Consider the following 23,553-nt stretch of genomic DNA (forward strand, 5'->3'; position numbering starts at 1 on the left):
AATTTTCTGATATTTAATTATCTATTTGGTATTGTAACATTATCTTTTTGACTTATATTTCAGACTTAAAAAAGCATTAATAAGTTTTTTAATATGTATAAACAAGAACTCACGATCATTGTTAAATCTATCATAGACTCAAATACTGTTAGCGAGCAGTTGGAATCTGCTCAACAACTTTCCTGTTTTTATAAAAATATTATTAGCTGTACTCATTCAGATGACAATGAAACACTCGTAAGTGGAGGTGTTGCTTTATCGAGCTCAGGCGCAGCAGACTGCGTTGATGATTACCTCCGAACAGTTTCTTTTATAAAAGGCATTCATAAGGCCTTAACAAGACTTTTTATTAATTCACCAGAAAAGAATATTAATATACTCTATGCAGGCTGTGGACCATATGCAACATTAATTCTTCCTTTATTGCCATTATTCGATAAAGGAAGGATTAGCGTTGTTTTAATTGATATTAATAGTTCATCATTAGAATCAGTTCAAAATCTTGTATCTACAATTGGTCTTGAAGATTATAATCTTCAAATGATAGAAACCAATGCAATTACTTATAAAATACCAGATGATTTTAAAGTAGATATCGCGATTTCTGAGACTATGCATTATGCTCTTACAAGAGAACCTCAAGTTGCCATAAGCAGGAATATAATTAAACAACTTCCTTGTGAAGCGATATTTATTCCGCAAGAAATTAGAATTAATTTAGCTTATACTTTTTTTGATTTTGAGCCAAGCCTTAGAGTAGACGTAAACGAAGTAAAGGGCTACAAAAAAATGCAGCCCTATCCTCATAAGGTATTTGTAGATAGATTATTTACAATAAACAAAGAACATTTTGACAGAGAAAATAATGATTCTAGAATAGAAAGTACTTTTTATACTCTGCCAGATATTTTTGAAAATTACCCTGATGTTTGTCTTTTTACCGAAATCAAAATTTTTGAAGACATAGAATTACAGACAGCTGAATCTTATATTACAAATCCTTATTGTCTAGTGTCTATGTACGGTATTAAAGATTATTCAGAGATTAAATTAGTATATGATTTTAGTGAAACACCTAAATGGTCCTATCAATTAAAATAATGCTACTACATTTTCATTAATTTCTTGGAGGGAAAAGTCCTTCAACACAAATAATGTAATTGATTGTTAAATAGGGTTGCATGTTATTTACAGGAACATTGCCGCCCGTTGGAGCAGTAATAACGTTACTATTTAAATTTACACTTGGTGTTGATGTTGCAAAGCCTAATGTTGGTGAAAAAGTTCTTGAAACAAGCTGTCCTGGAGTAGCAATTGAAGCGCCATCAACAGGTGTAGAATCTGTAGCTTGTGCGCTGCTTACAGAAATTTTACTTGGCCCAGTATGTACGTGCGCAGGTAAATTATTTACTAAAAGCGTATTAGTTGAACTACCAGCTGTTTCACCAAGTGTATATATTTGACCTCCTCTACTAGTTCCTTGCCCTATTGCGACTGTACCTTGCAAATTTGGTAAGGCAAAGTTAGTAGTGCCATTTCCACCGTAGATAGTGCCTATAATTGCAAATAAAGCTTGGTTTTGTACAATAGGAATTAATTGTCCTGCACAAAACATGTAACCTCTAGGAGCAAAATTTCCCGCAAAAATTTTAATTACTCCAATGTATTCATCTTGCATAGTTTTAAGATTTAATAGTTAATGTTAGTTTTTTAGTTTTAAATAATTTGACAGATTTTTTTTCATGCATGATTGATCTGACCGTATTTTACTACAAAGCTAAATTACTGTATATAAATTGCTTAAGTGCAGGGGTTTTTACGGGTTTTCGTAAAAAGTTGATTTTTGTAACATTTTTAATACAATATACAAAAAAAATAATTGATTTATGTCAGAGAATATTTTAGAATTATTCTCTATGTAAAATGATGTTCTTGTCAATATTTAACAAATAAAAAAGGCGGTAATCACTTACCGCCTTCGTCTTTTTTTTAATCTTTTTAACTTGAAAAATTCAAGCCTTTATTTTTGAAACTAACATACAGTTCCTGTCGTGCTGAACTTATCGTTTCTTCTGTGCGATATATACTGCACCAGAATTTAATAAGAAGTTTATACTTTCCATCAGAAATTGAACTGTAATAAATCTGAGATGGTTTTTCGTTGTTCACTAGCGGAAGACTTGCTAGAGTTTCATTTACTATTGTATTAATTTCTTCAGGAATTGTTTCTCCATTAATTTCAAAAGTAACTTCAACTAACTTGAAATTATCTGTATACGTCCAGTTGGTAATATTTTGAGACAATAAATTACCATTCGGAATAATGATTTCGGCACCATTTGGAGCATTAATTTTAGTAGTTCTAAGTCCCATCGATTTAATACGGCCAGATTCTGAACTAATTTCAACAACATCGCCAACTTGAATTGGTTTATCAAAAATTAAGATAATACCCGATACAAAATTGTTTACAATGTTCTGAAGTCCAAGTCCAACACCGACACCTAAAGCACCTAAAAGAATACTTAATTTATCCAATGGCATTCCAGAAGCCGCAACTGCAAGCAGATAACCACTTATTAAAACAACTAAACGTGTAATAAGTAATTTTGAATGTTGTCTTTTATTGATGTTTTCTTCATTTTCATCATCAATTTCTCCAAAGAAATAAGCAACATATTTTTGTAATAAATGCGCAGCCCAGATAATAATAAAGAACAAGACAATATTTCCAAGTGTAAACGTAATGCTTCCAATAGTATTTGGATGGCTTAATAGCTTCGTTAAAGAACCTCGAAGCGACTCCCAAATATTCAAATTAGATGCAATTACAATTAGCCACATGTAACTAATTACAATGATAAAAGGCTTTTTAAGATTGTCTGATAAACTCTCGTAATCAAACATTTTTTCAATTCCTCTTTTTACTCTAGTAGTATAAATTTGAAGTAAAATAATCTCCAAAATAATCTTCAAAAGAACACTTAAAGCAACAATTTGAGTAAGAGAAATAAAAGCTGTAAGACTAAGCATATTAGAAAGCGAAACTCTACCAAATAAATTGTAAAGAATAGACAAACCATTCAATCCTATAAAAATGATACTAGCCCATTTAAAAAAGCCTTTTATATAAAGTTCTTCTTTAAGTGTTTTGATCTGAACCAAGCCATAGCGAATTCCTAATATATTAATAGCAACAAAAGCAATTCTCTGTAATAATCCGATTGTGATAAATAAATCCAAAAAGCAAAGTGCAAAGAACAGTCCTAAAAGGAAAAGCCAGTTTCGCATAGCAACTCCAGACCATTGGTTTTTGAAAAGGAAAATTAAAACGCCAAGCAAGAAAAGCTGAATTAATTCTAAAAATAGAGCAGGAGCATACAAATTTGTAACTACAGCAATATTTAGCGCAATTACTAAAACTGGCAATAAAACGCCTCTGTTTAAATATTTGAAGTTTAAAAGCGAAAGATTTTCAGCATAACCGTTTGCCTTAATATATTTCATATTTCGGGAAATATACCAAAATAAAATTCCCATGAAGAAACACAGCGTAATTAGTCCGCCTGCTTTGTAACCAAGATAATATGCAGCAACATTTTCTTCAATGATAATTTTTGCTCCAATGTTGTGCGTTACTCTTTTCTTTGAGATAGAATCATTAATTTGCCATAAAGAAGGATATTCTTTTTTGAAAATACTAATTCCAGATTTCTCCAATTTACTTTCAACAGCAACTAAAGCATTCGAAACCGAAATTTTTCGTTGTACGGTAAGTCTCTTTTTATTGTTTAAAGTAGTCTGATTTTTAGTCATCAAACTATCTGTGGCAACATATCTTTTTCTTAGATTTCCAAACTCTTTCTTAAACTGCTTACGACGAATAGTATCTTTTATTAGAGTAATTAAAGTTTTGTCTTTACGCAGATCTATAACACGTTTTTTGATGTTTTCAAGGTTTAGATTTCGAGCATTAATTGCTTTATTCTGTTCTTCTAATTCTTGTTGGATTTCCTGAAGTACAATGCGGTACATCTGTTGGTTTCGCACATTCGGATTTGCGCCTTTTAAACTAGCTAAAATTAAGTCTAGTTTACTTTCTGTACGTTTCATTTCGCCAAAAAGATGATGAGTGTCACCTGCAAAATCAATGTCGTTGTAAGCAGATTCTAATACTTCTCCGGCTTTTTCTATTGCCATTAAGTAATCACTATCTGTCGCTGTAGTGTCGTTGAATAGTCTTCCGCGGCTTTCTTTTTTTACTGTTTTTTGCTCTTGGGCATAATTAAACTGAGAGAAAAAAAGAAATAGGACTAAAGGGATAAAATAAAAAGTTCTTTTTTGAAAAATCATAATGTAAATGGCTTATTTAGGGAGACCAAATTTAATTTTTTTTAAAGAACTTTCGGTTAAGAAAAATGAAATTTAAAAATCTTAAATCCTTTCATTTTGTGATTTATCTAAGATCTCTAAAAGCAATCTCTTTTTTAATTTCTTTTAATGAATTAGAGTTGATGATTATAATTGGAGTTAAGGAAAATGGAAGTACTATTAAAGGTGTGAAATCCTTTTTAAGGAATAAAATGCTAATAATTAATAGTAGTAAAATAGTTAAGACGATTAAAAAAGTGATCAAGACTTTAATAGTTTTCTCGATTTTAATTAATTCTTCATTGGTCATTTCGCTTGGTTTCTTTACTTTCATTTTATATTTTTACTTAAGAATTCTCACAAATTTTAATCAAAAAACGCTTTAAAACAATAAGTCAGATTTTTTTGACTACCTAAAAAATATGGAAGAAGCAGAAACTTGTCCAGCGCAAAGACTTTTAAAAATGCTTTCAGGAAAATGGAAAGCTGAAATTTTCCGTTTGGCTTTAGAAACACCTTTACGATTTAATAGTTTACTAAGACAAATTCAAGGTTCAAACAAACAATCTTTAGCAACAGCGTTGAAAGAATTGGAAGAAGAAGGTCTTTTAGAAAAGGTAACGATCAAGTTGAAGCCTCTTCATATCGAATATAATTTGACGGAAAAAGGAAAAGCTTTAATTCCTGTTTTCCAACAATTGGAAGGATTATCATAAGTAAGTCAAATTTCTGAAGTGCAATATTTTGATAATTTATTATTAAAGATCTGTCATTTATATTGGAATAAATAAAAAGACTATCCTATATTTCTAAATTGTTAAAAGAAACTTTTCAGAAGTTTAAAATGATGAAGATTTATAGAATTTAAGTTAAATTTGCGTCGTGCGAAAAACAATTGTTTACATATTTATTCTTCTTATCGCTTCAAACAGCAGTTTTGTGCAGCAGTTCTATAAACTGCCAATTCTGATTGAACATTTTCAAGAGCATCAAAAACTGCAAGGTGTAAGCTTTATAGATTTTTTGTCAATGCATTATTGGGGAGAGGACTTAAAAGATAATGATGGAGACCGCGATATGCAGTTGCCGTTTAAAACTATCAGCAGCAGTTCTCCGCAATTTGTTTTTATCTTAGATGATAAAGAATTACTTCCGTTTGTTTTTGATCCGGAATTACCACAATTAAATATTCCAACTTATAGATCTGATCTTTTTTCAGATCCAAATTTACTTTCTCTATTTAGACCTCCAATTGCATAATTAGTTTTTAAATTTTTATTGAAGTGGCTGAGACATATTGTTTTCAGTTGCTCATTTATTATTTTTTAATTAATACATTATGCTTAATAAAGTAATTCAGTTCTCAGTTAAGAACAAACTGGCAATTGGAATCTTTACACTGCTGTGGATTATCTACGGTGTGTATGAGGTTACCCAATTACCAATTGATGCCGTGCCAGACATCACTAATAATCAGGTGCAAATTATCACAACAGCTCCTTCGCTTGGCGCTGAAGATGTAGAAAGGTTAATCACTTTTCCGATAGAACAAGCAATTAGTAATATTCCTAATTTAAAGGAAAGTAGAAGTATTTCACGCTTCGGACTTTCGCTTGTAAGTGTTGTTTTTGAAGACGATGCTGATGTGTATTGGGCGAGACAGCAAATTGCAGAAAGATTGCAGCAGGTAGAAATTGACAGAAATGCCAATTCGCCCGAAATGGCGCCTGTAACAACTGGTTTAGGAGAAATCTATCAATATGTTTTAAAACCAAAACCAGGTTACGAAGAAAAATATTCCTTAGAAGATTTACGAACAATTCAGGATTGGACTATTAGAAGACAGCTTTTGGGAACGCAAGGAATTGCCGATGTTTCTACGTTTGGAGGAAAATTAAAGCAGTATGAAATTGCTGTAAATCCAGCTCGATTAAAAGCTCAAAATTTAACCATAAGTGAAGTTTTTACAGCTTTAAACAGCAGTAATGAAAACACTGGAGGGGCTTATATTGAGAAAGGCCCAACGGTTTCTTACATTAGAAGTACTGGCTTAGCTAAAAGCATTAAAGACATTGAAAACATTGTGGTTAAAAGTACACAAGGTGGACTTCCAATTCTAGTAAAAGATGTTGCTGATGTTAAGATTTCTTCTGCGATTCGTTACGGTGCTTTAACAACAGATGAATATGGAGAATCGGTTGGCGGAATCGTGATGATGTTGAAAGGTGAAAATGCCAATAATGTTATTGTTAATGTAAAAGACAAAATTGTTCAAATCGAGAAAATTCTTCCTGAAGGTTTAAAAATTGAACCTTTCTTGGACAGAACTAAAATGGTAGACAATGCCATTGGAACTGTCGAAAAAAACTTGATTGAAGGTGCACTAATTGTAGTTCTTATTCTGGTTTTATTTTTAGGAAATCTTAGAGCAGGATTTATTGTTGCTTCGGTAATTCCTTTAGCCATGCTTTTTGCCATTATTATGATGAATACTTTTGGCGTTAGCGGAAACTTAATGAGTCTTGGAGCTTTAGATTTCGGATTAATTGTAGATGGAGCTGTAATTATTGTTGAAGCTATTCTGCATCATCTTCACAGTTCTAAAAAATATAAAGCAGTAAATGATATTTCACAAGAAGAAATGGATAAAGAGGTTACAGGATCGGCAGCGCGTATGATGAATGCTGCAGTGTTTGGACAAATCATCATTCTGATTGTGTACTTACCAATTCTTTCTTTACAAGGTATTGAGGGCAAAATGTTCAAACCAATGGCACAGACTGTTGCATTTGCCATTTTAGGAGCTTTTATTTTGTCATTGACTTATGTGCCAATGATTAGCGCTTTATTCTTAAGTAAAAAAATCAGCCATAAAAAGAACCTTTCTGATCGTGTAATGGCTAAATTGGAAAATGCGTACGAAGGCTGGCTGACGAAAGCTTTAGACATCAGAAAATCGATTGTTATTGCAGCATTTGTACTTTTCGGAATCGCTGTTGTTTTGTTCGGAAGAATGGGAGGAGAGTTTATTCCGCAATTAGAAGAAGGAGATTTTGCTGTTGAAACCCGATTATTGTTAGGAACAAATCTTTCTACGACGACCAAAACTATTGAGAAAATTTCGGCCGAATTAAAGAAAGAATATCCAGAAGTTCAGCAAGTTGTTTCGAGAATTGGAAGCGCCGAAATTCCAACTGACCCAATGCCAATTGAAGGTGGAGATATGATTATTGTTTTAAAAGACAAATCAGAATGGACGAGTGCTTCTTCATTTCCTGAATTGGCTGATAAAATGACAAAAACCGTTAAACGAATTGCGCCTGGTGTTACTACAGGATTTCAGTTTCCTGTTCAAATGCGTTTTAACGAGTTAATGACGGGAGCGAAACAAGATTTGGTTTGTAAAATTTACGGAGAAGACCTTCAGAAGCTCTCAGAATATGCTGAAAAATTGGGAGAAATAAGTAAAAAGGTTGAAGGTGCGGCCGATTTGTACGTAGAAAAAGTAACTGGAATGCCACAAATCGTAATTGATTACAATTGGGCGGAAATGGCGAAATACGGTTTACGTGTGGCTGATGTAAATGCAACTATTAATGCTGCTTTTGCAGGTGCTCTTGCTGGAAGTATTTACGAAGGTGAAAAACGTTTTGATATGGTCGTTCGCGTTGAAGACAACGGCAGAAAAGGAATTGAAGACGTTCGAAACCTCTTAATCGCGACGCCATCGGGAATGCAGATTCCGCTTTATCAAGTAGCAAGTGTAGAAGAAGTAGAAGGTCCAAATCAGATTCAGAGAGAAAATGCTAAACGCAGAATCATTGTCGGATTTAATGTTCGCGGTAGAGACGTTCAATCAATTGTTGAAGAATTGCAGAAAAAAGTGAATCAGCAAATCAAATTTGATCCAGGTTATTACATTACTTATGGAGGAGCTTTTGAAAACCTTCAGCAAGCAAAAGCAAGATTGGGAGTTGCTGTTCCAGCAGCTTTATTAATGATTTTTGCTTTGTTGTATTTTGCTTTTAGATCGTTTAAAGAAGGAATTATCATTTTTACAGCAATTCCGTTATCAGCAATTGGAGGAGTATTTGCGCTTGTAATGCGCGATATGCCTTTTAGTATTTCTGCTGGAGTTGGATTTATCGCACTTTTTGGTGTTGCAGTTTTAAACGGAATTGTTTTAATATCGGAGTTCAATCGAATTCAGAAACAAGGAGAAATCACAGATCCTTTCCAGATTATTTTATTTGGAACAAAAAACAGATTGCGTCCTGTATTAATGACGGCGGCTGTGGCTTCGTTGGGTTTTCTTCCGATGGCTTTAAGTAATGGTGCAGGTGCGGAGGTACAACGCCCTTTGGCAACGGTTGTTATTGGCGGATTGGTAACGGCAACTTTACTAACGCTTTTCGTGCTTCCAGCAATTTATTTAATGACCTATCACGCAAAAGGATTTTCTAAAAAAAGAAAAAAACACATGAATAATCTAACCATTTTATTAAGCTTTCTTTTTATTGGTAATATGGCAAAAGCGCAAGAACTGCCAATTTCGCTTGACGAATCTATTTCAATTGCAATTCAGAATAATAGAACTATTAAATCGGCTAAATTAAACGAACAGTCTAAAAGTCATTTGCAAAAAACTGGATATAATCTTCCGCAGGCGCAAATCGATGCCGATTATGGACAGTTTAATAGCGCTCAGAATGATACGCGCTTTGGAATCAGCCAGACTTTTGCTTTCCCAACTGTTTATAGCAATCAGAAGAAAGCTTTAAAAGCTGATTTTAATAAAGCTAAAGCCGAAGTGCAATTGACTTCACAAGAAATAAAAACTCGTGTTAGAAATATTTACTACGATTATTTATGGCTGAACAGCAAGAGAGAACTTCTAGTTTATGCTGATTCAATCTACAGAATTATGGAGAAAAAATCAGATTTAAGATTTAAAGCTGGAGAAGCAAATGTTTTAGAAAAAAGTGCTTCTCAATCTGCGAGACAATTCTACAGCAATCAATTGGTAATGGTAAACCGAGATATTGAAATCGCTTTGAATTCGTTTAACGCTATTCTTCAAGACAAGGCGAAACACGCTCCCAAAAAGATGAATTTAAAAGCAGTTTTAAATCGTTCGTCTATCGAAAATTTGAAAACAGAAAATCTTCCGGCAGTACAACGTTCGCAATTTGAATCAGAATCGGCTAAGTACAGATGGAAAACGGAAGGGGCAAAATTACTTCCTGAAATTATTTTAGGATATAACAATTTGAGCATTATAGGAACTCAAACTAACGCTTCAGGTCAGGATGTTTATTATGGTAGTGGGCAAAGATTTAATTATGTAAATGCGGGACTTTCAATTCCGATATTTTTCACGAGTCAGTCAGAACGAAAAAGAGCTGCAAAAGCAGAATACGAAAGCTTTGTTGAACTTTCTGAAGCAGTTAAAATCGAGGTAAAAACGAACATTGAAAATGCTGATCGAGAATTGAAAAAATACCAAGAAAGTCTACAGTATTATGAAACTGACGGATTAAAAAACGCTCAAACGATTATCGAAGCTTCAAGCAGTCAACTACAAAATGGAGATATCGATTATTTGCAATGGGTTTTAGTAGTCAATCAGGCTATTACAATTAAAAGTGAATATTTAGACGCGCTTAATGCTTACAATAAAGCAATTGTGACACTACAGAATCTTAATAATATTTAAAATGAAAAAATATATTGCAGCGTTCATAAGCGCTATATTTCTAATTTCTTGCGGAAATAAGAAGAACGAGGAAACTAAAAATGCTGAAACGAAAAGCATTGGTATCATTAAATTAAGCCCTGAACAAGTTAAAAATGCTGGTTTAGAAAGCGGTAATCCGACTGTCAAAAATGTAAAAGAGATTTTACAGCTTCAAGGTACAGTAACAGTTCCACCAAAAAGTGTAATCAGTATTAGCATTCCATTAGGCGGTTATGTCAAAAGTACGAGTCTTATTGCGGGAATGAATGTTCAGAAAGGTCAGGTTTTAGCTGCTTTAGAAGATATGCAGTTTATCGAATTACAGCAAAATTATTTGATGGCGAAAGAGAAATTCGATTTGGCTCAAAATGAACATAGAAGACAAAAAGAATTGAATTTGAACAAAGCGGCAAGTGATAAAGTTTTGGAGCAAATTACGACTGAAATGAGAACAGAGCGTATTATGATGTCCTCTTTAGAACAAAAACTTAATTTATTAGGAATTAATGCTAAAACGCTGAATGTTGGAAATATTAGTAAAACCATAAAAGTTGTTTCTCCAATAAATGGTTTAGTTTCTAAAGTAAATGTCAACATCGGAAAATATGTAAATCCGACTGATATGCTTTTCGAATTAATTGACAAAAGAGACATTGTTTTGACCTTGAACGCATTTGAAAAAGATGTTGCTTCTCTTTCGGTAGGACAGAATGTAATGGTTTATGCAAATGCTTCTGATACTAAGAAATATGGAGCAAAAATTGCCTTTATCAATCAAAGTTTAAATGGAGATCGTGCGGCTGAAATTGTCTGTAAAATGAATACATACAATCCAGCTCTTTTACCAGGATTATTTGTGAACGCAGAAGTTGAAATTGAAAATCAAAAAGCGTTGACGGTTCCAGAAAATGCCGTTGTACGTTGGGAAGGCAAATTTTATGTATTTACAGAACTTGGCGATAACCAGTTTCAAATGGTAGAAGTGAAGTCTGGAGTTAAAAACGAAGGATATAATCAGATTATTTCTGATGCTATTTCTAATTCTTCAAAAGTGGTTATAAAAAATGCTTATACTTTATTGATGTCTGCCATGAATAATGATGACCAATAATGTTTAATTTCTGATTACAATTTAGAGTAAACATGAAAACCCAGTAAATTTAGTTTTATTGGGTTTTGTTTTTTCTGTTGAATAATTAAATGATATTATAGCTTTAAGTATTTTGCCCTATTGAATTGTAAACAAATAGAATATGATGCTTTAATTGTTTTTATTTATGAGAATTATTTCATCTCCAGCAATAGCAAAAACAGTATGTCCTGGTTCTGGTTTCATAATAAATTTTCCTGTGAATTCTCCAAAAGCAGGCATTATAATTTGATCGCTTTTTTTGAAAAAACATTTAAGTTTTAAACTTTGAAGCCCTAATCCGCGCAAGATTATTCCGGGATGGATATGCCCTGAAAAGTTAAAGAAATCTTCTTTTTCTGTGGGATGATGTGTAAAAAGAAAATGATCAATTTCTAGCGAGTCAATTACAAGAATTCCGATTTCGTAATAATGTTTTTGGTCTATTATATCATGATTTCCTGCAACCAAATAAGTTTCTTGATTATGATTGGAAATCCATTCTTCAAATAAATCCCATTCTGCATTTTTTGAACTATGAAATAAATCTCCTAAAAAAATGATTTTTTCGGGTTCAAAATATTCTAAAACATCAGTGATATTTTTAAAATTTTCTGAAATTGCATTTTGCGGAATTGCGATTCCGTGTTTTCTAAAATGCGTTACTTTTCCTAAATGAACATCAGAAATAATAATGATTTTTTTAGATTCCCAAAAAACTGCTCCGCTTGGATGGAGTATAAAGGTTTCGTCTTTTATTTGAATTTTCATAAGTGGTTATTTCATATAAGAAGCGGTCATTTTTTGGATTCTTTCAGTCAAAGTTTCGCTTGACAATTTTTCTCGTAATCGATCTGTAATAATAGGGAAACTAAAAGGAGTTGGCTTTAAACATTGTTTCCAAACAATTTTCTGATTTGCAATTCTTTCTAAAGCAAAAATTAAACGTCCTTCTTCCAATTGATGCTCAAATGTTTCGCGATACGCTTGATGTAGTAATAAGTTATCAGGTTCAAAATCCCTGAAAACTTCAAATAGTAATTGCGAGCCGCTCTGTAAATGTTTGGTCTTAAACATTTTTCCTGGAAAACCAGTGAAGACTAATCCCGAAATTACCGCAATATCTCTAAATTTTCTTCGAGCCATTTCGGTCGAATTTAAACTTTTCTGTAAATCATGATGTACATATTCGGTTGAAAATAAATTATTGTCTAAAACTGCTTCAATATCAATTTCCTGATCTGAAAGCAATTCAAAACCATAATCATTATAAGCCAAGGAAAATGTAATCGATTGTAATAAACTAATTCTGAATGCCAACAAACTAGCTAAAGCTTCGTGTACAAAACGTCCTTCAAACGGATAAAAAATAGCATGAAACCCTTCTCGTGTTTTAAAAGTTTCGATTAAAAACTCATCTGAACTTGGCACAATAGATTCTTTTCGCTGTCTCTTGAATAAAGGCTGTAAAGCTTTTAATTCTGGCGACAGATTGTCGGTATTGGCGCGATATAATTCTTTTCGAAGCAATTCACTCATTTGAGAAGACAAAGCTAAACGTCCGCCCATCCAGCTCGCAATTTTAGATTCTTTCTTCGGACTCGCTTTTTTAACCAAAACCTGCATGTTTCTGATTTTGAATAATTCCAGTTTTTTTCCAGCAAAAATAAAAGTGTCACCTGGTTTTAGTTTTGAAATAAACCATTCTTCAATAGTTCCAATATAACCGCCGCTCATATATTTTACATTCATAACGGCATCTCCCACAATAGTTCCAATCTGCATTCTGTGATGCATGGCAATCATTCTGCTGTTTATTTTGTAACAACCGTTTTCATCGATTTCTACTTTTTTAAATTCGTCATAAGCATGAAGACTTTGGCTTCCTTGTGTAATAAAATTCAAAATCCAATTCCAGTTTTCAGTTGTAATAGTTTGATAACTAAAAGTTTCTTGAATTTCTTTGAAAATTTCATTTGGATAAAATCCATCAGATACAGCTAAAGTGTTGAGATATTGAACCAAAACATCCCAGCTATTTAAATAAGGAACGCGATCTTCTATAACACTGTTTTCAACCGCTTCTTTAAGTGCAGAAGCTTCGATTAATTCAATGGCATGAGTGGCAAGAAAATAAATAACGCTTTCTTTTCCCGGCTGATGTCCGCTTCGTCCTGCGCGTTGCATAAAACGTGCGACACCTTTTGGACCGCCAACCTGAATAATCGACTCGACAGGAGCAAAGTCAACTCCTAAATCTAAACTAGAAGTACAGACTACAACTTTTAATTCCTCATTCCGAATGGCATTTTCTACCCAAAGTCTCGTTTCTCTGTCAATGCTTCCATGATGCATGGCCATTTCGCCAGCAAATTCAGGATATTTTTCTAATAATCTTTGATACCAGATTTCGCAAGCCGAACGAACATTGGTAAAAATTAAAGTCGTTTTACTGGCTTTTATAATTTTTGCAGCTTCATCAATCAGATGTAATCCCATGTGTCCGCGCCACGGATAAGTGTCCATTTTTTCAGGAATAATCGAAACGATTTTTATTTTCTTATGAATTACAGCTTTAATTAAAACAGAGTTCTGATAAGCTTCAGAATCAACTCCTAGTAAAACTTCCTGTGCTTGTTGAAGATTACCAATTGTGGCTGAAATTCCCCAAATGCGTAAGTTTTTACTAATCGTTTTTAATCGAGATAAAGCCAATTCTATTTGAACGCCACGTTTTGTTCCAAGTAATTCGTGCCATTCATCAATAACAATCGCGTTGCAGTTTTTAAATGTATTAGCGTAACCTTTTGATGCTAAAAGCAATTGTAAACTTTCGGGAGTTGTAATTAAAAGGTCAGGCATTTTGTCTTTTTGTTTGGCTCTTTCTGCTGCCGAAGTATCTCCAGAACGAATTCCGACCGTCATTGGAATATCTAAATCAGTTAAAACTCGTTCTGCAGCTTGTTTTATTTCTACTGATAAAGAACGCAACGGTGTAATCCAAATCGCTTTTAAGCCAGAATTATGTTTAGTTTTATAATTCTGATTTTCTTTAATGTAATTTAAAATAATAGGAAGCCAAAGCGCATACGTTTTTCCGCTTCCGGTTGGAGCATTTAATAAACCATTTTTTCCCTGCAAAAAAGCAGTCCAAGTTTGAGTCTGAAATGGAAAAGGTTTCCATCCCTGACTTTCAAACCATTCACTGGCGATCTTAAATAACTGCTCTCTATTCATTTATGAAATCATATTTTTTAAATCTTCTATCGAATTGGCATCTTCTATTTTTTTGTCATGACGCCATCTTAAAATACGCGGAAAACGGGTTGCAACACCGCTTTTATGTCTTTTGGAAAGTGCAATTCCTTCAAATCCAATTTCGAATACCAGTTTTGGCGTAACGCTTCTTACGGGTCCAAATCGTTCTAAAGTATTTTTTTTGATGAAATCATCGACCATTCTAAATTCTGCATCGGTTAAGCCTGAGTATGCTTTCGCGAAAGTGACGAGTTCACGTTCGTTGTTTTCGTTTTCCTGCCAAAGGGCAAAAGTATAATCGGTAAACAGATTGGATCGTCTTCCGTGACCGCGCATAGCGTAGGTCAGGACGGCATCTATGGTTAAAGGTTCGATTTTCCATTTCCACCAATCGCCTTTTTTTCTTCCTACTAAATAAGGTGAATCTTTTCGTTTCAGCATTAAACCTTCGCTTTTCATCTCGCGCGATTTTAATCTTTCATTTATAACATCTTCCCAAGTAGAAAAAGTAAATCTTTCTGAAAGTTGTAATGGAATTTCTTTTCCAATTAAAGTCGTAAATAATTCTTCTAATAAAGTACGGCGTTTTTCGTAAGGAAGATTTCGGATATCATTTCCTTGCCATTCCAATAAATCGTAAGCTTTGATAATTACTGGAGTTTTCTTTAAAACTGATGCAGAAACATTTTTTCGTCCAATTCGCGTTTGTAAATCATTGAAAGTTCCGATTTCATTTTCTACGAAAGGAAGAATCTCTCCGTCAATTACAGTTCCGTTTGGAATATTCCCGATGAAAGATTGAAATTCAGGATATTTATCGGTTACTAATTCTTCGCCACGACTCCAAACATAAATTTCATTATCACGAATTATGGTTTGAGAACGAATTCCGTCCCATTTATGTTCTGCACTCCAGTCTTCAGGATTTCCAAGATTTTCAAGTTCTCCTTCAATTGGATAAGCCAAATAAAAAGGATAAGGCTTTGATAAATAATCACTGCTTCTTTCATCCAAAATCAATTCTTGAAACGTAATTGTATTCGGGTTCCAATCGCCCATTAGTTTATAAGCGAGTGTATCTTCATCAATATTTTCGGCTTTAGAAAGTGCGCGTGTCATTAACTTCTGACTTAAACCAATTCTGAAACTGCCTGTTATTAATTTAGTGAAAACGAATCTTTCGTAATAATTTAAATTAAGCCAATTGGTTTGCAGGTATTCTTTTTTCTCGAAATCTGTTTTCTTTTTTAAAGCAATGATTTCTTGTAGAAATTCAGTCAAACTTTTATCGGAATGTTCTTTTGTGGTCGGAATAACCAACGCAATTGTTTCTGCCAAATCGCCCACAATATGATAACTTTCTTCAAACAGCCAAAGCGGAATATTTGCCAATTCGTTTGCCCATAAACGTAATAAAGTGGTATTTACAGGTCGGGGAGGGCGACGGTGCGAAAGTATGGCAATTGTCCAGACTTTATCTTCATCGCTTGCTTTCAGAAAATAATTAGTCAACGCATCAACTTTTACCGATGTTTTATTAGAACTATCTAAGGTTTTTATAAGCTCGGCAAAGTTTTTCATGCTTTTTTTAAGTTAAGGGTTAAGGGTTAAGGGTTAAGGGTTAAGGGTTAAGGGTTAAGGGTTAAGGGTTAAGGGTTAAGGGGAGGAGTTAGATATCGAACAGCATTTTACTTTTAACTTATAACTTTTTTACTTCATTTAAAGTATCGCATAACATTTAACTCTTAACTTCTAACTTCCCTAACTTTCATCAGTATCATTGGTTTCTCCTTCGTATTGAGTGTGTGCGGTTCTGGCGTCATAACCTAATTCTCGGAGATATTTAGAGAATATGTCAGAATATCCGTGTGTGCAGATTATTTTTTCGGCTCCTGTTGCCTTTATGCTTTCTAATAAACCCATCCAATCGCAATGATCGCTTATTACAAATCCGCGATCGACAGCTCGTCTTCGTCTTGCGCCGCGAAAAGCCATCCAGCCGCTTGCTGTTCCAGTGACAAAAGGAGTCATTTTTCTAATCCATGTACTTCCGTGTGCGCTTGGGGGTGCTATTACAATACTGCCTAATAAATCTTCTTTTTTGGTTTCAGAAGTTAATCTAATCGTTGGCGGAAGATCAATCATCGGTCGGACAATATTGGTCATGTTTTCTATTGCTCCGTGCGTGTAAATTTTTCCAATATTAGGATCAAGATATTTTAGTAATCGTTGTGCTTTTCCTAAAGAATAACCAAAAAGTACAGAAGTTTTTCCTTCTGCACGATTTTCTGCCCACCAATTATTAATTTCAGTCATTACATTAGGCTGCGGTTCCCATTTAAAGGCAGGAAGTCCAAAAGTGCATTCGGTTATAAAAGAATGGCATTTTACGACTTCGTAAGGAACAGAAATCCCATCGTTTTCTGTTTTATAATCGCCTGTAAAAACCCAGATTTCACCTTTGTATTCAACCCTTATTTGGGCAGAACCAATAATGTGTCCTGCAGGATGAAAAGAAAATTTTACTCCGTTTATCGTAAAAGTTTCATTCCAATTTTTTCCTGAAACATTAATTTCCCCCAAGCGATGTTTTATAATGGGAATATTCGAATAATGTGTGATGTAATTTTGATGTCCCCAACGCGCGTGATCAGAGTGTCCGTGCGTAATAATGGCATTTTTTACAGGGCGCCATGGATCTAAATAAACATCAGCCTGCTGGCAGTAAATCCCTTTATCGTTAAATTGTAATAATGGCTGAGTCATTTTTAATTAGATAATTAGAAAATTTGGCAATTAGAAAATTGTTCTATGCGCTTGCTGCGATGATTAGATAAGCTATAAGAGATATACTTAATACAAATAGCATCATTGTAATAAAGGTAAGCATTGCTGTTGAATATTGATACTTTCCCTTTTTCAACAGTTTGATTGTGTGAATGTAACGCAGATAAGACAGCAAAATAGTCAATGCTCCAGCAATCAATAACCCAATACCTAGATAGATGGTGAAATTACTGTTAGGGGGAACAGTTTCTCCTAAATGTTTAGTCGGGACTTGTTTTAAAAATAAAGAAAATTTTACGGCCACAAATCCGAAAACCATTATGCCAATTCCCGTGCGAAGCCATGCTAATAAAGTTCTTTCATTAGACAAGTATTCATTCATAATTTCCTGATCATTCTTTGGCGACATAGCTGTTATAGAGTTTTTTAATATTCAGAATTTTTGTAAGGAGGACAGTTATATTTATCGTCTTCGTTATCTAAATTATAACTATTGTAAGGATTTGTATCGTCATAAGAAGAATAGGGCGTATTATCTTCAGCTAAGTTTAGTCCGCTTTCAATAATTTCATAACAATCATCAGAAGAATGATCACAGTGATTTTTATAGTTAACATCTTCATTTTGTCCCGAAGTAAATTCTTGATCCATCGCTTCATTTTCATGAGCGGTATCAATGTGATCGGGTTTACTGCATTTAAAATCATTCAAATTTGCAGTTTGGCTGTTGACATTTTTTTTCATGGCTGCTATTTTAAATTAGTAAAGTTTTCTAAATTTTGATATATACAAAATTGAAGATAAGCTACTTAAATAAATTATAGGATTTTCTTTTAATCTTACAAGATTTGTTTCTTGATTTTTCTTATCTAATTCTCATTTTATAAAATTGAAATATAATTCTGTAAAATAAGCACTTACGTAATTTGCAACTTTGTATATATTAATAATTTAAAAAATTATAACATTATGGAAACTTCAAGAAAAGATTCGAAATCTGGAATGAAAGATTCTGGAAAAACTCAAAAATCAACTTCTGGTTCTAGAGGAAAAAGCACTACAACAAAATCGAATGATTCAAAAGGTAGAGCTGGTCATTAATTTTTTAGTTTATTAAAAGGACTAAATAATAAAAGCGTGCTGTCTAACTTTAAACAGCACGCTTTTACGTTTTATAAGATTAAAGTTTTATTTTAAAACTTCCTGAATTGTTTTTACAAATGTTTCGACAGGCTGAGCACCCGAAACAGCATATTTTCTATCGAAGACAAAGAAAGGAACGCCTTGTACGCCAATTTCACCTGCTTCTTTAATATCTGACTCAACTTCTTTTACGAATAAAGTATCGCTTTCTAATACTTCTCTGATTTCTTTTTCATCTAAACCAGCTTGAATTCCTAATTTGATTAAAGTAAGACCGTTATTTAAATCTTCTCCGTCAGTAAAATAAGCTTTAAAGAAAATCTCTTCCATTCTGTCGCCCATATTTTTGGTTTTTGCCAATTGAATAATTCTGTGAGCGTTTAAAGAATTTGAGATAACAGCCTTATCGAAGTTATAATCTAAACCAACACTTTTAGCGCGTTCTGCAACACCTTTATGCATTTCTTTAGATTGTTCGATCGACATGCCTTTTCTTTCAGCTAAGAACGTATAAACGTCCATATCTGGCTGAGATGTGATTGTTGGATCCAGTTGAAAGCTTTTCCATTCAATTTCAAATTCATCATTAGGAAATACCGCAAGTGCAGTTTCCAGTTGTCTTTTTCCGATATAACAAAACGGACACATGATGTCCGACCAAATTTCTATTTTCATATTTACAAAAATACGGAAAAATTTGTTTCAGGTTTCAAGTTCCAGATTGATATGCTTTGTGTATAATTTTTACCGCAAAGTTCACAAAGTTTTCTTTTCTCTAAAGTCATTATAAAGAGTATAAGAACACAAAGCTTTGCGTTCTTAGCATTCTAAAACAATCTTAAGCAAAAATCTTAGCGCACTTTGCGGTAAAATTATACGCACAGTATATCAACTTGAAACCTAAAACCTGAAACAAGAATAATCCTAAATAAAAAACCGCAACTCTTTATGGGAATTGCGGTTTCTAGGTATAAAAAATGGTTGGTTAATAGCGATATCTTTTTTTTTACAATGATATATCTTTTATTTAAAACTAAAAAATATCCCTGTAACAGAAAGAAACTTTAATGTTAACTATTTAACATTACAGGCATTACCAACATAGTAACTGTTTCTCCCTCTTCTAAACCATCAACAGGAGTTAAAATTCCAGCTCTGTTTGGCAATGACATTTCAAGCATGATCATGTCAGATTGTAGGTTTGTCAGCATCTCTGTTAAGAAACGAGAGTTGAAACCAATTTGTAAATCATCTCCTTGATAATCACAAGTCAATCTTTCTTCTGCTTTGTTTGAGTAATCGATGTCTTCTGCAGAAACGTTTAATTCAGCTCCAGCAATTTTCAAACGAATTTGGTGTGTAGTTTTGTTAGAGAAAATCGCAACACGACGAACAGAACTTAAAAATAAAGAACGGTCGATCATTAATTTGTTTGGATTTTCTTTTGGAATTACCGCTTCGTAGTTCGGATATTTCCCGTCGATTAAACGACACATTAAGATATAATTGTCAAATGAGAAAGTAGCATTTGAATCGTTGTATTCAATTTTTACTTCAGCATCAGAGCTTCCTAAAATACTTTTTAAAATGTTTAAAGGTTTTTTAGGCATAATGAAATCTGCAACTTGAGATGCTTTAACATCTGTACGCGCATATTTTACTAATTTATGAGCATCTGTAGCTACAAAAATTAATCCTTCTGGTGAAAACTGGAAGAATACTCCAGACATTACCGGACGTAAATCATCGTTTCCAGCTGCAAAAATAGTTTTACTTACTGCAGTTGCCAAAACTTCTGCAGGAACAAGTGTTACAGATGGATCTTCAAGACTTACCGCTTTAGGAAATTCTTCTCCTGCAGCATAAGCCAATGCATATTTTCCAGAATTAGAGCTAATTTCTACGGTGTTATTATCTTCAACTGTGAAAGTTAACGGCTGCTCTGGGAAAGTTTTTAAAATTTCAAGCAAAAGTTTAGCAGGAACTGCTACGCTTCCTTTGCTTGTAGAATCGATCGATAATGTAGCCGACATAGTCGTTTCAAGATCTGAAGCCGAAACGGTCAACTCATTATTGTTTAGTTCAAACAAAAAGTTGTCTAAAATTGGCAACGTATTGTTGCTATTGATTACACTACCTAAAACTTGTAATTGTTTTAATAAGTACGAACTCGATACTATAAATTTCATCTGCTTTATTTTATTTTTTGATAAGCTTTTTATCTAATTTGGGGCTAAATATACGGATTACAAATATATCTTAAACTATCCAAAGTATTACATTTTTTTATTAACATCTATTTGCTGTATTTTCTTTTTCTGATGAAAGTAAATACAAGTCCGAATATCAATAAAATTAGAATTGGAACTCCGATAGTTATAAATTGAGTCAAAGTATAGCTTTGATAAACTTTCTCTTTGTCTAATAACGGCAACTCAACATCTTTGCTTCTAATGTTAATAAGTCCTGTGTCATCAAGAAGGTAATTGATACAATTCATGATGAAGTCTTTGTTGTCATATAATTGGCCAGTTCTTTGGTCGTAACCTAATTCAACTGGTATTCCATTTTTGTCCAGTTGATTTTTAGCTAAATCTCCATCAGCAACAACAATCATTTTGTTTGCTTTTCCTTGTGCTGTAAAAGAATTGGCTTTGAAAGGTAAAACTCTATTTTCGAAAGCGGAATGGAAAGAACCTTCTAGTAAAACAGCAAGCGGTTTATTTCCTTTGTTAATATAATCCTGCGGACTTGTTTTTTCAGTTACCATATTCAAGTTGACTTCAACAGGCGAACCAATTGTTTTAGAATATTGAGAGGATTGCAATAAAACCGTTTTCTTGATTCCGTTTTTCAAAGTATCAATCGGATTTGCAAAATCAAATTTAATTCCACCCAAATTTTTAACGATTGGATGCTGGCTTGTCGGATAAACCTGTGGTGCAAATTTCCATATAAAATCTTGATATTGTGTTGCGCTTCCTTGTTCGCCAGTAGCCAGTTTTATTGGACTTCCTTGTTCGTCTTTAATCAAATCAGGATTAATTCTAAATCCATATTTGAAAAACATATCGTTTAGGTTTAAGTCTCTCGGATATGCCAAAGTCGCGCCCATATCATTGTACAAACTGTCCATGTCGGCAGCAACTTGATCAATTAACCAAAGTGTTTTACCGCCATTCATAATAAACTGATCCAGAACTTCTTTTTCTTCGTCAGAGAATTTTTCTGTTGGTTTTGAAATAATGGCTAAATCATATTTCTTAAGCTCGTTTAAAGTTCCATTCGGATTTTTAGCAACTGAATCTAATGTAAAAGGTCCAATTAAATAGCTTTCATGAATCTGCTTCAGCATGCCAGCAATATATCTTTCTTTCAATTCGCCATTTCCTTTAATAATTGCAACTTTTTTCTGTTTGGTTTTCGTTACTTTATTAATAGCATCTGCAATAGAATATTCTAAATGCTGAATTGATCCAATTACTTTTTGTGTAGTCGAAGCGCCCATTATATTTTTCAATAATGGAATATTCACTTCTTTATTATTGTAAACAGCAATCGCCCAAGGAAAAACCATCGCTTGAGATTGTTTTCCTTTATCGTCAACAGTAATATTTATAGGAGTTAATCCTTTTTGGAAAAGTGATTTTGTTAATTCATCGCTTTCATCTTCATTTGCCAATGGGTCAACAAATTCGAAAACAATATTTTTATTATAAGCTTGAAACTCCTCTAATAATTGTTTGGTTTCTTGCTGCAAACGTCTAAAATCTGCTGGAAGATCTCCTTCCATGTAAATCTTAATAGAAAGCGGATTTTCAACTTGTTTTAGAATTCCTAATGAAGTTGGAGAAAGGGTATAGCGTTTATCTTTTGTTAAATCAAAACGATGAAAAAAGATTGTTCCAAGTACATTTAAAACAACTAAAATAAAAATAGTGATGCCTAATGTCTTTAAATTATGTTTTGTAGATGATTTCATTAGGCTTTAAAAGATTTTAATTGGTAAACAGTAAAAGACAAGAAAGCGATTGCAATGCTCAAAAAGTAAATAATGTCGCGAGTATCAATTACGCCACGGCTCATGCTTTTAAAGTGATTTTGCATTCCTAAAGCTGAAATTAATCCGTTTGAACCTGGAATTAGAGAACTTAAACCTTCAAAACCAAAATAAAAGAAAAAGCATAAAAAAACGGCAATAATAAAAGCCACAATCTGATTTTCTGAAAGGGTAGAAGTGAAGATTCCGATTGCTGAATAAGAAGCAATTAAAAACAATAATCCGAAATAAGAACCAATTGTGCTTCCCATATCAAGGTTTCCTTCTGGCGAACCTAAATCTGAAATTACTTTTACATAAATCAAGGTTGGAATAATGGCTAAAATAATTAGCAAAAACGAACCGAAGAATTTACCATTTACGATTTCCCAAATGGATAACGGTTTAGTTAATAATAACTCTAAAGTTCCTTGCTTTTTTTCATCTGAGAAGCTTCTCATGGTTACGGCTGGAATCAAGAAAATTAAAATCCAAGGCGCTAATGTGAAAAACGGAGTTAAATCGGCGTAACCTGTATTTAATATATTATAATCCCCTTCGAAAACCCATAAAAAGAGTCCGTTGCTGATTAAGAATATCGCAATGACCAAATAGCCAATTGGAGAGCCAAAAAAGGATTTTATTTCTCTTAAAATGATTGATTTCATGTATAAGGTTTATTCGTTTTGTTTGTTTAATCGTTGATTTGTTCTGGCCACACTGCAAACTGCGACTGTGACTGAAAACTAATTTAAGCTCACCAATTTATCAACGCTCCAAGCTTCTGGTTTTGCGTTGAATAATTTTTTTGTAAAATTCCAAACGGTATTAAAAAGTTCAGAATTTCTGTATTTTTCCAAATCTTCTTCAGTTTCCCAATAACTATAAGTGAAAAAGATACATTTATCATTTTTGTCCTGATACAATTCTAAAAAACGATTTCCTTCTGCATTTCGTATTTTCTCTTTCACAGATTCAAAATTCTCTAGAAAATCAGGAATTTTTTCCTCGTGAAAACTCATTTTTACTATTCGGACAAACATGTTATTATTTTAGAATTTAGATTGTTGATTTTAGATTTTTGGAATT

20 protein-coding genes are annotated in these 23,553 nt (G+C 33.2%); 6 read left to right on the top strand and 14 right to left on the bottom strand.

Going from position 1 to position 23,553, the window contains the following annotated elements; all coding sequences use genetic code 11:
• Positions 1-93: 93 nt before the first annotated feature.
• Entirely contained in the window at positions 94-1,101 is a 1,008-nt protein-coding gene (locus OD917_RS21760; protein ID WP_263525485.1) for a hypothetical protein, read from the top strand.
• A 16-nt stretch (positions 1,102-1,117) separates the two neighbouring features.
• Here OD917_RS21760 and OD917_RS21765 read toward each other — a convergent pair whose 3' ends face one another.
• The 3 genes from OD917_RS21765 to OD917_RS21775 form a co-directional block, all read right to left on the bottom strand.
• Complete coding sequence (locus OD917_RS21765) at positions 1,118-1,678, bottom strand: phage tail protein (RefSeq protein WP_263525486.1); 561 nt, start codon at positions 1,676-1,678, stop codon at positions 1,118-1,120.
• A 320-nt stretch (positions 1,679-1,998) separates the two neighbouring features.
• Positions 1,999-4,353 (bottom strand): mechanosensitive ion channel family protein, encoded by a 2,355-nt coding sequence (locus OD917_RS21770; protein ID WP_263525487.1) that lies wholly within the window; start codon positions 4,351-4,353, stop codon positions 1,999-2,001.
• Positions 4,354-4,456: 103 nt separating this feature from the next.
• Positions 4,457-4,705 (bottom strand): redox-active disulfide protein 2, encoded by a 249-nt coding sequence (locus OD917_RS21775; protein ID WP_263525488.1) that lies wholly within the window; start codon positions 4,703-4,705, stop codon positions 4,457-4,459.
• 88 nt (positions 4,706-4,793) lie between these two features.
• On the opposite strand from OD917_RS21775, the gene OD917_RS21780 reads away from it, so the two are divergent.
• From OD917_RS21780 to OD917_RS21795, 4 genes are all read left to right on the top strand, one after another.
• Positions 4,794-5,087 (top strand): winged helix-turn-helix transcriptional regulator, encoded by a 294-nt coding sequence (locus tag OD917_RS21780; RefSeq protein ID WP_263525489.1) that lies wholly within the window; start codon positions 4,794-4,796, stop codon positions 5,085-5,087.
• 166 nt (positions 5,088-5,253) lie between these two features.
• Positions 5,254-5,631 (top strand): hypothetical protein, encoded by a 378-nt coding sequence (locus OD917_RS21785; protein ID WP_263525490.1) that lies wholly within the window; start codon positions 5,254-5,256, stop codon positions 5,629-5,631.
• 79 nt (positions 5,632-5,710) lie between these two features.
• The gene (locus tag OD917_RS21790; RefSeq protein ID WP_263525491.1) at positions 5,711-10,087 is read left to right on the top strand and encodes a CusA/CzcA family heavy metal efflux RND transporter; all 4,377 of its coding nucleotides are present in this window, start codon (positions 5,711-5,713) and stop codon (positions 10,085-10,087) included.
• A 1-nt stretch (position 10,088) separates the two neighbouring features.
• Positions 10,089-11,219: an efflux RND transporter periplasmic adaptor subunit gene (locus tag OD917_RS21795; RefSeq protein WP_263525492.1), complete on the top strand. Its 1,131-nt coding sequence runs from the start codon at positions 10,089-10,091 to the stop codon at positions 11,217-11,219.
• Positions 11,220-11,369: 150 nt separating this feature from the next.
• Here the strand turns inward: OD917_RS21795 and pdeM are convergent, their stop codons facing one another.
• The 6 genes from pdeM to OD917_RS21825 all read right to left on the bottom strand — a co-directional run bounded on the left by pdeM (position 11,370) and on the right by OD917_RS21825 (position 18,026).
• Positions 11,370-12,008 carry a ligase-associated DNA damage response endonuclease PdeM gene (gene pdeM, locus OD917_RS21800; protein WP_263525493.1) on the bottom strand — a complete coding sequence of 213 codons (639 nt, stop codon included), beginning with the start codon at positions 12,006-12,008 and terminating at the stop codon, positions 11,370-11,372.
• Between the two features lie 6 nt (positions 12,009-12,014).
• The gene (locus OD917_RS21805) at positions 12,015-14,474 is read right to left on the bottom strand and encodes a ligase-associated DNA damage response DEXH box helicase (protein ID WP_263525494.1); all 2,460 of its coding nucleotides are present in this window, start codon (positions 14,472-14,474) and stop codon (positions 12,015-12,017) included.
• Positions 14,475-16,076: an ATP-dependent DNA ligase gene (locus tag OD917_RS21810; protein ID WP_263525495.1), complete on the bottom strand. Its 1,602-nt coding sequence runs from the start codon at positions 16,074-16,076 to the stop codon at positions 14,475-14,477.
• Between the two features lie 180 nt (positions 16,077-16,256).
• Positions 16,257-17,261, bottom strand: a complete 1,005-nt coding sequence (locus OD917_RS21815) for a ligase-associated DNA damage response exonuclease (protein ID WP_263525496.1) — start codon at positions 17,259-17,261, stop codon at positions 16,257-16,259.
• A gap of 43 nt (positions 17,262-17,304) precedes the next feature.
• Entirely contained in the window at positions 17,305-17,691 is a 387-nt protein-coding gene (locus OD917_RS21820; protein WP_263525497.1) for a YidH family protein, read from the bottom strand.
• 17 nt (positions 17,692-17,708) lie between these two features.
• Entirely contained in the window at positions 17,709-18,026 is a 318-nt protein-coding gene (locus tag OD917_RS21825) for a hypothetical protein (RefSeq protein ID WP_263525498.1), read from the bottom strand.
• A gap of 225 nt (positions 18,027-18,251) precedes the next feature.
• Between OD917_RS21825 and OD917_RS21830 the strand changes: the two genes are divergently transcribed.
• Positions 18,252-18,383, top strand: a complete 132-nt coding sequence (locus OD917_RS21830) for a hypothetical protein (protein WP_262510489.1) — start codon at positions 18,252-18,254, stop codon at positions 18,381-18,383.
• 87 nt (positions 18,384-18,470) lie between these two features.
• Here the strand turns inward: OD917_RS21830 and OD917_RS21835 are convergent, their stop codons facing one another.
• The 5 genes from OD917_RS21835 to OD917_RS21855 all read right to left on the bottom strand — a co-directional run bounded on the left by OD917_RS21835 (position 18,471) and on the right by OD917_RS21855 (position 23,507).
• Entirely contained in the window at positions 18,471-19,100 is a 630-nt protein-coding gene (locus OD917_RS21835) for a DsbA family protein (protein WP_263525499.1), read from the bottom strand.
• 395 nt (positions 19,101-19,495) lie between these two features.
• Entirely contained in the window at positions 19,496-20,614 is a 1,119-nt protein-coding gene (gene dnaN / locus OD917_RS21840; protein WP_111283020.1) for a DNA polymerase III subunit beta, read from the bottom strand.
• 107 nt (positions 20,615-20,721) lie between these two features.
• The gene (gldG, locus tag OD917_RS21845; protein WP_263525500.1) at positions 20,722-22,407 is read right to left on the bottom strand and encodes a gliding motility-associated ABC transporter substrate-binding protein GldG; all 1,686 of its coding nucleotides are present in this window, start codon (positions 22,405-22,407) and stop codon (positions 20,722-20,724) included.
• Positions 22,407-23,132 carry a gliding motility-associated ABC transporter permease subunit GldF gene (gene gldF / locus OD917_RS21850; protein WP_111283016.1) on the bottom strand — a complete coding sequence of 242 codons (726 nt, stop codon included), beginning with the start codon at positions 23,130-23,132 and terminating at the stop codon, positions 22,407-22,409. Before gldF ends, gldG begins: the two co-directional genes overlap by 1 nt.
• A gap of 78 nt (positions 23,133-23,210) precedes the next feature.
• Entirely contained in the window at positions 23,211-23,507 is a 297-nt protein-coding gene (locus OD917_RS21855) for a putative quinol monooxygenase (RefSeq protein WP_263525501.1), read from the bottom strand.
• Between the last annotated feature and the right edge of the window lie 46 nt (positions 23,508-23,553).

This window comes from Flavobacterium sp. SH_e (assembly GCF_025717045.1).
Taxonomy (GTDB): Bacteria; Bacteroidota; Bacteroidia; order Flavobacteriales; family Flavobacteriaceae; genus Flavobacterium.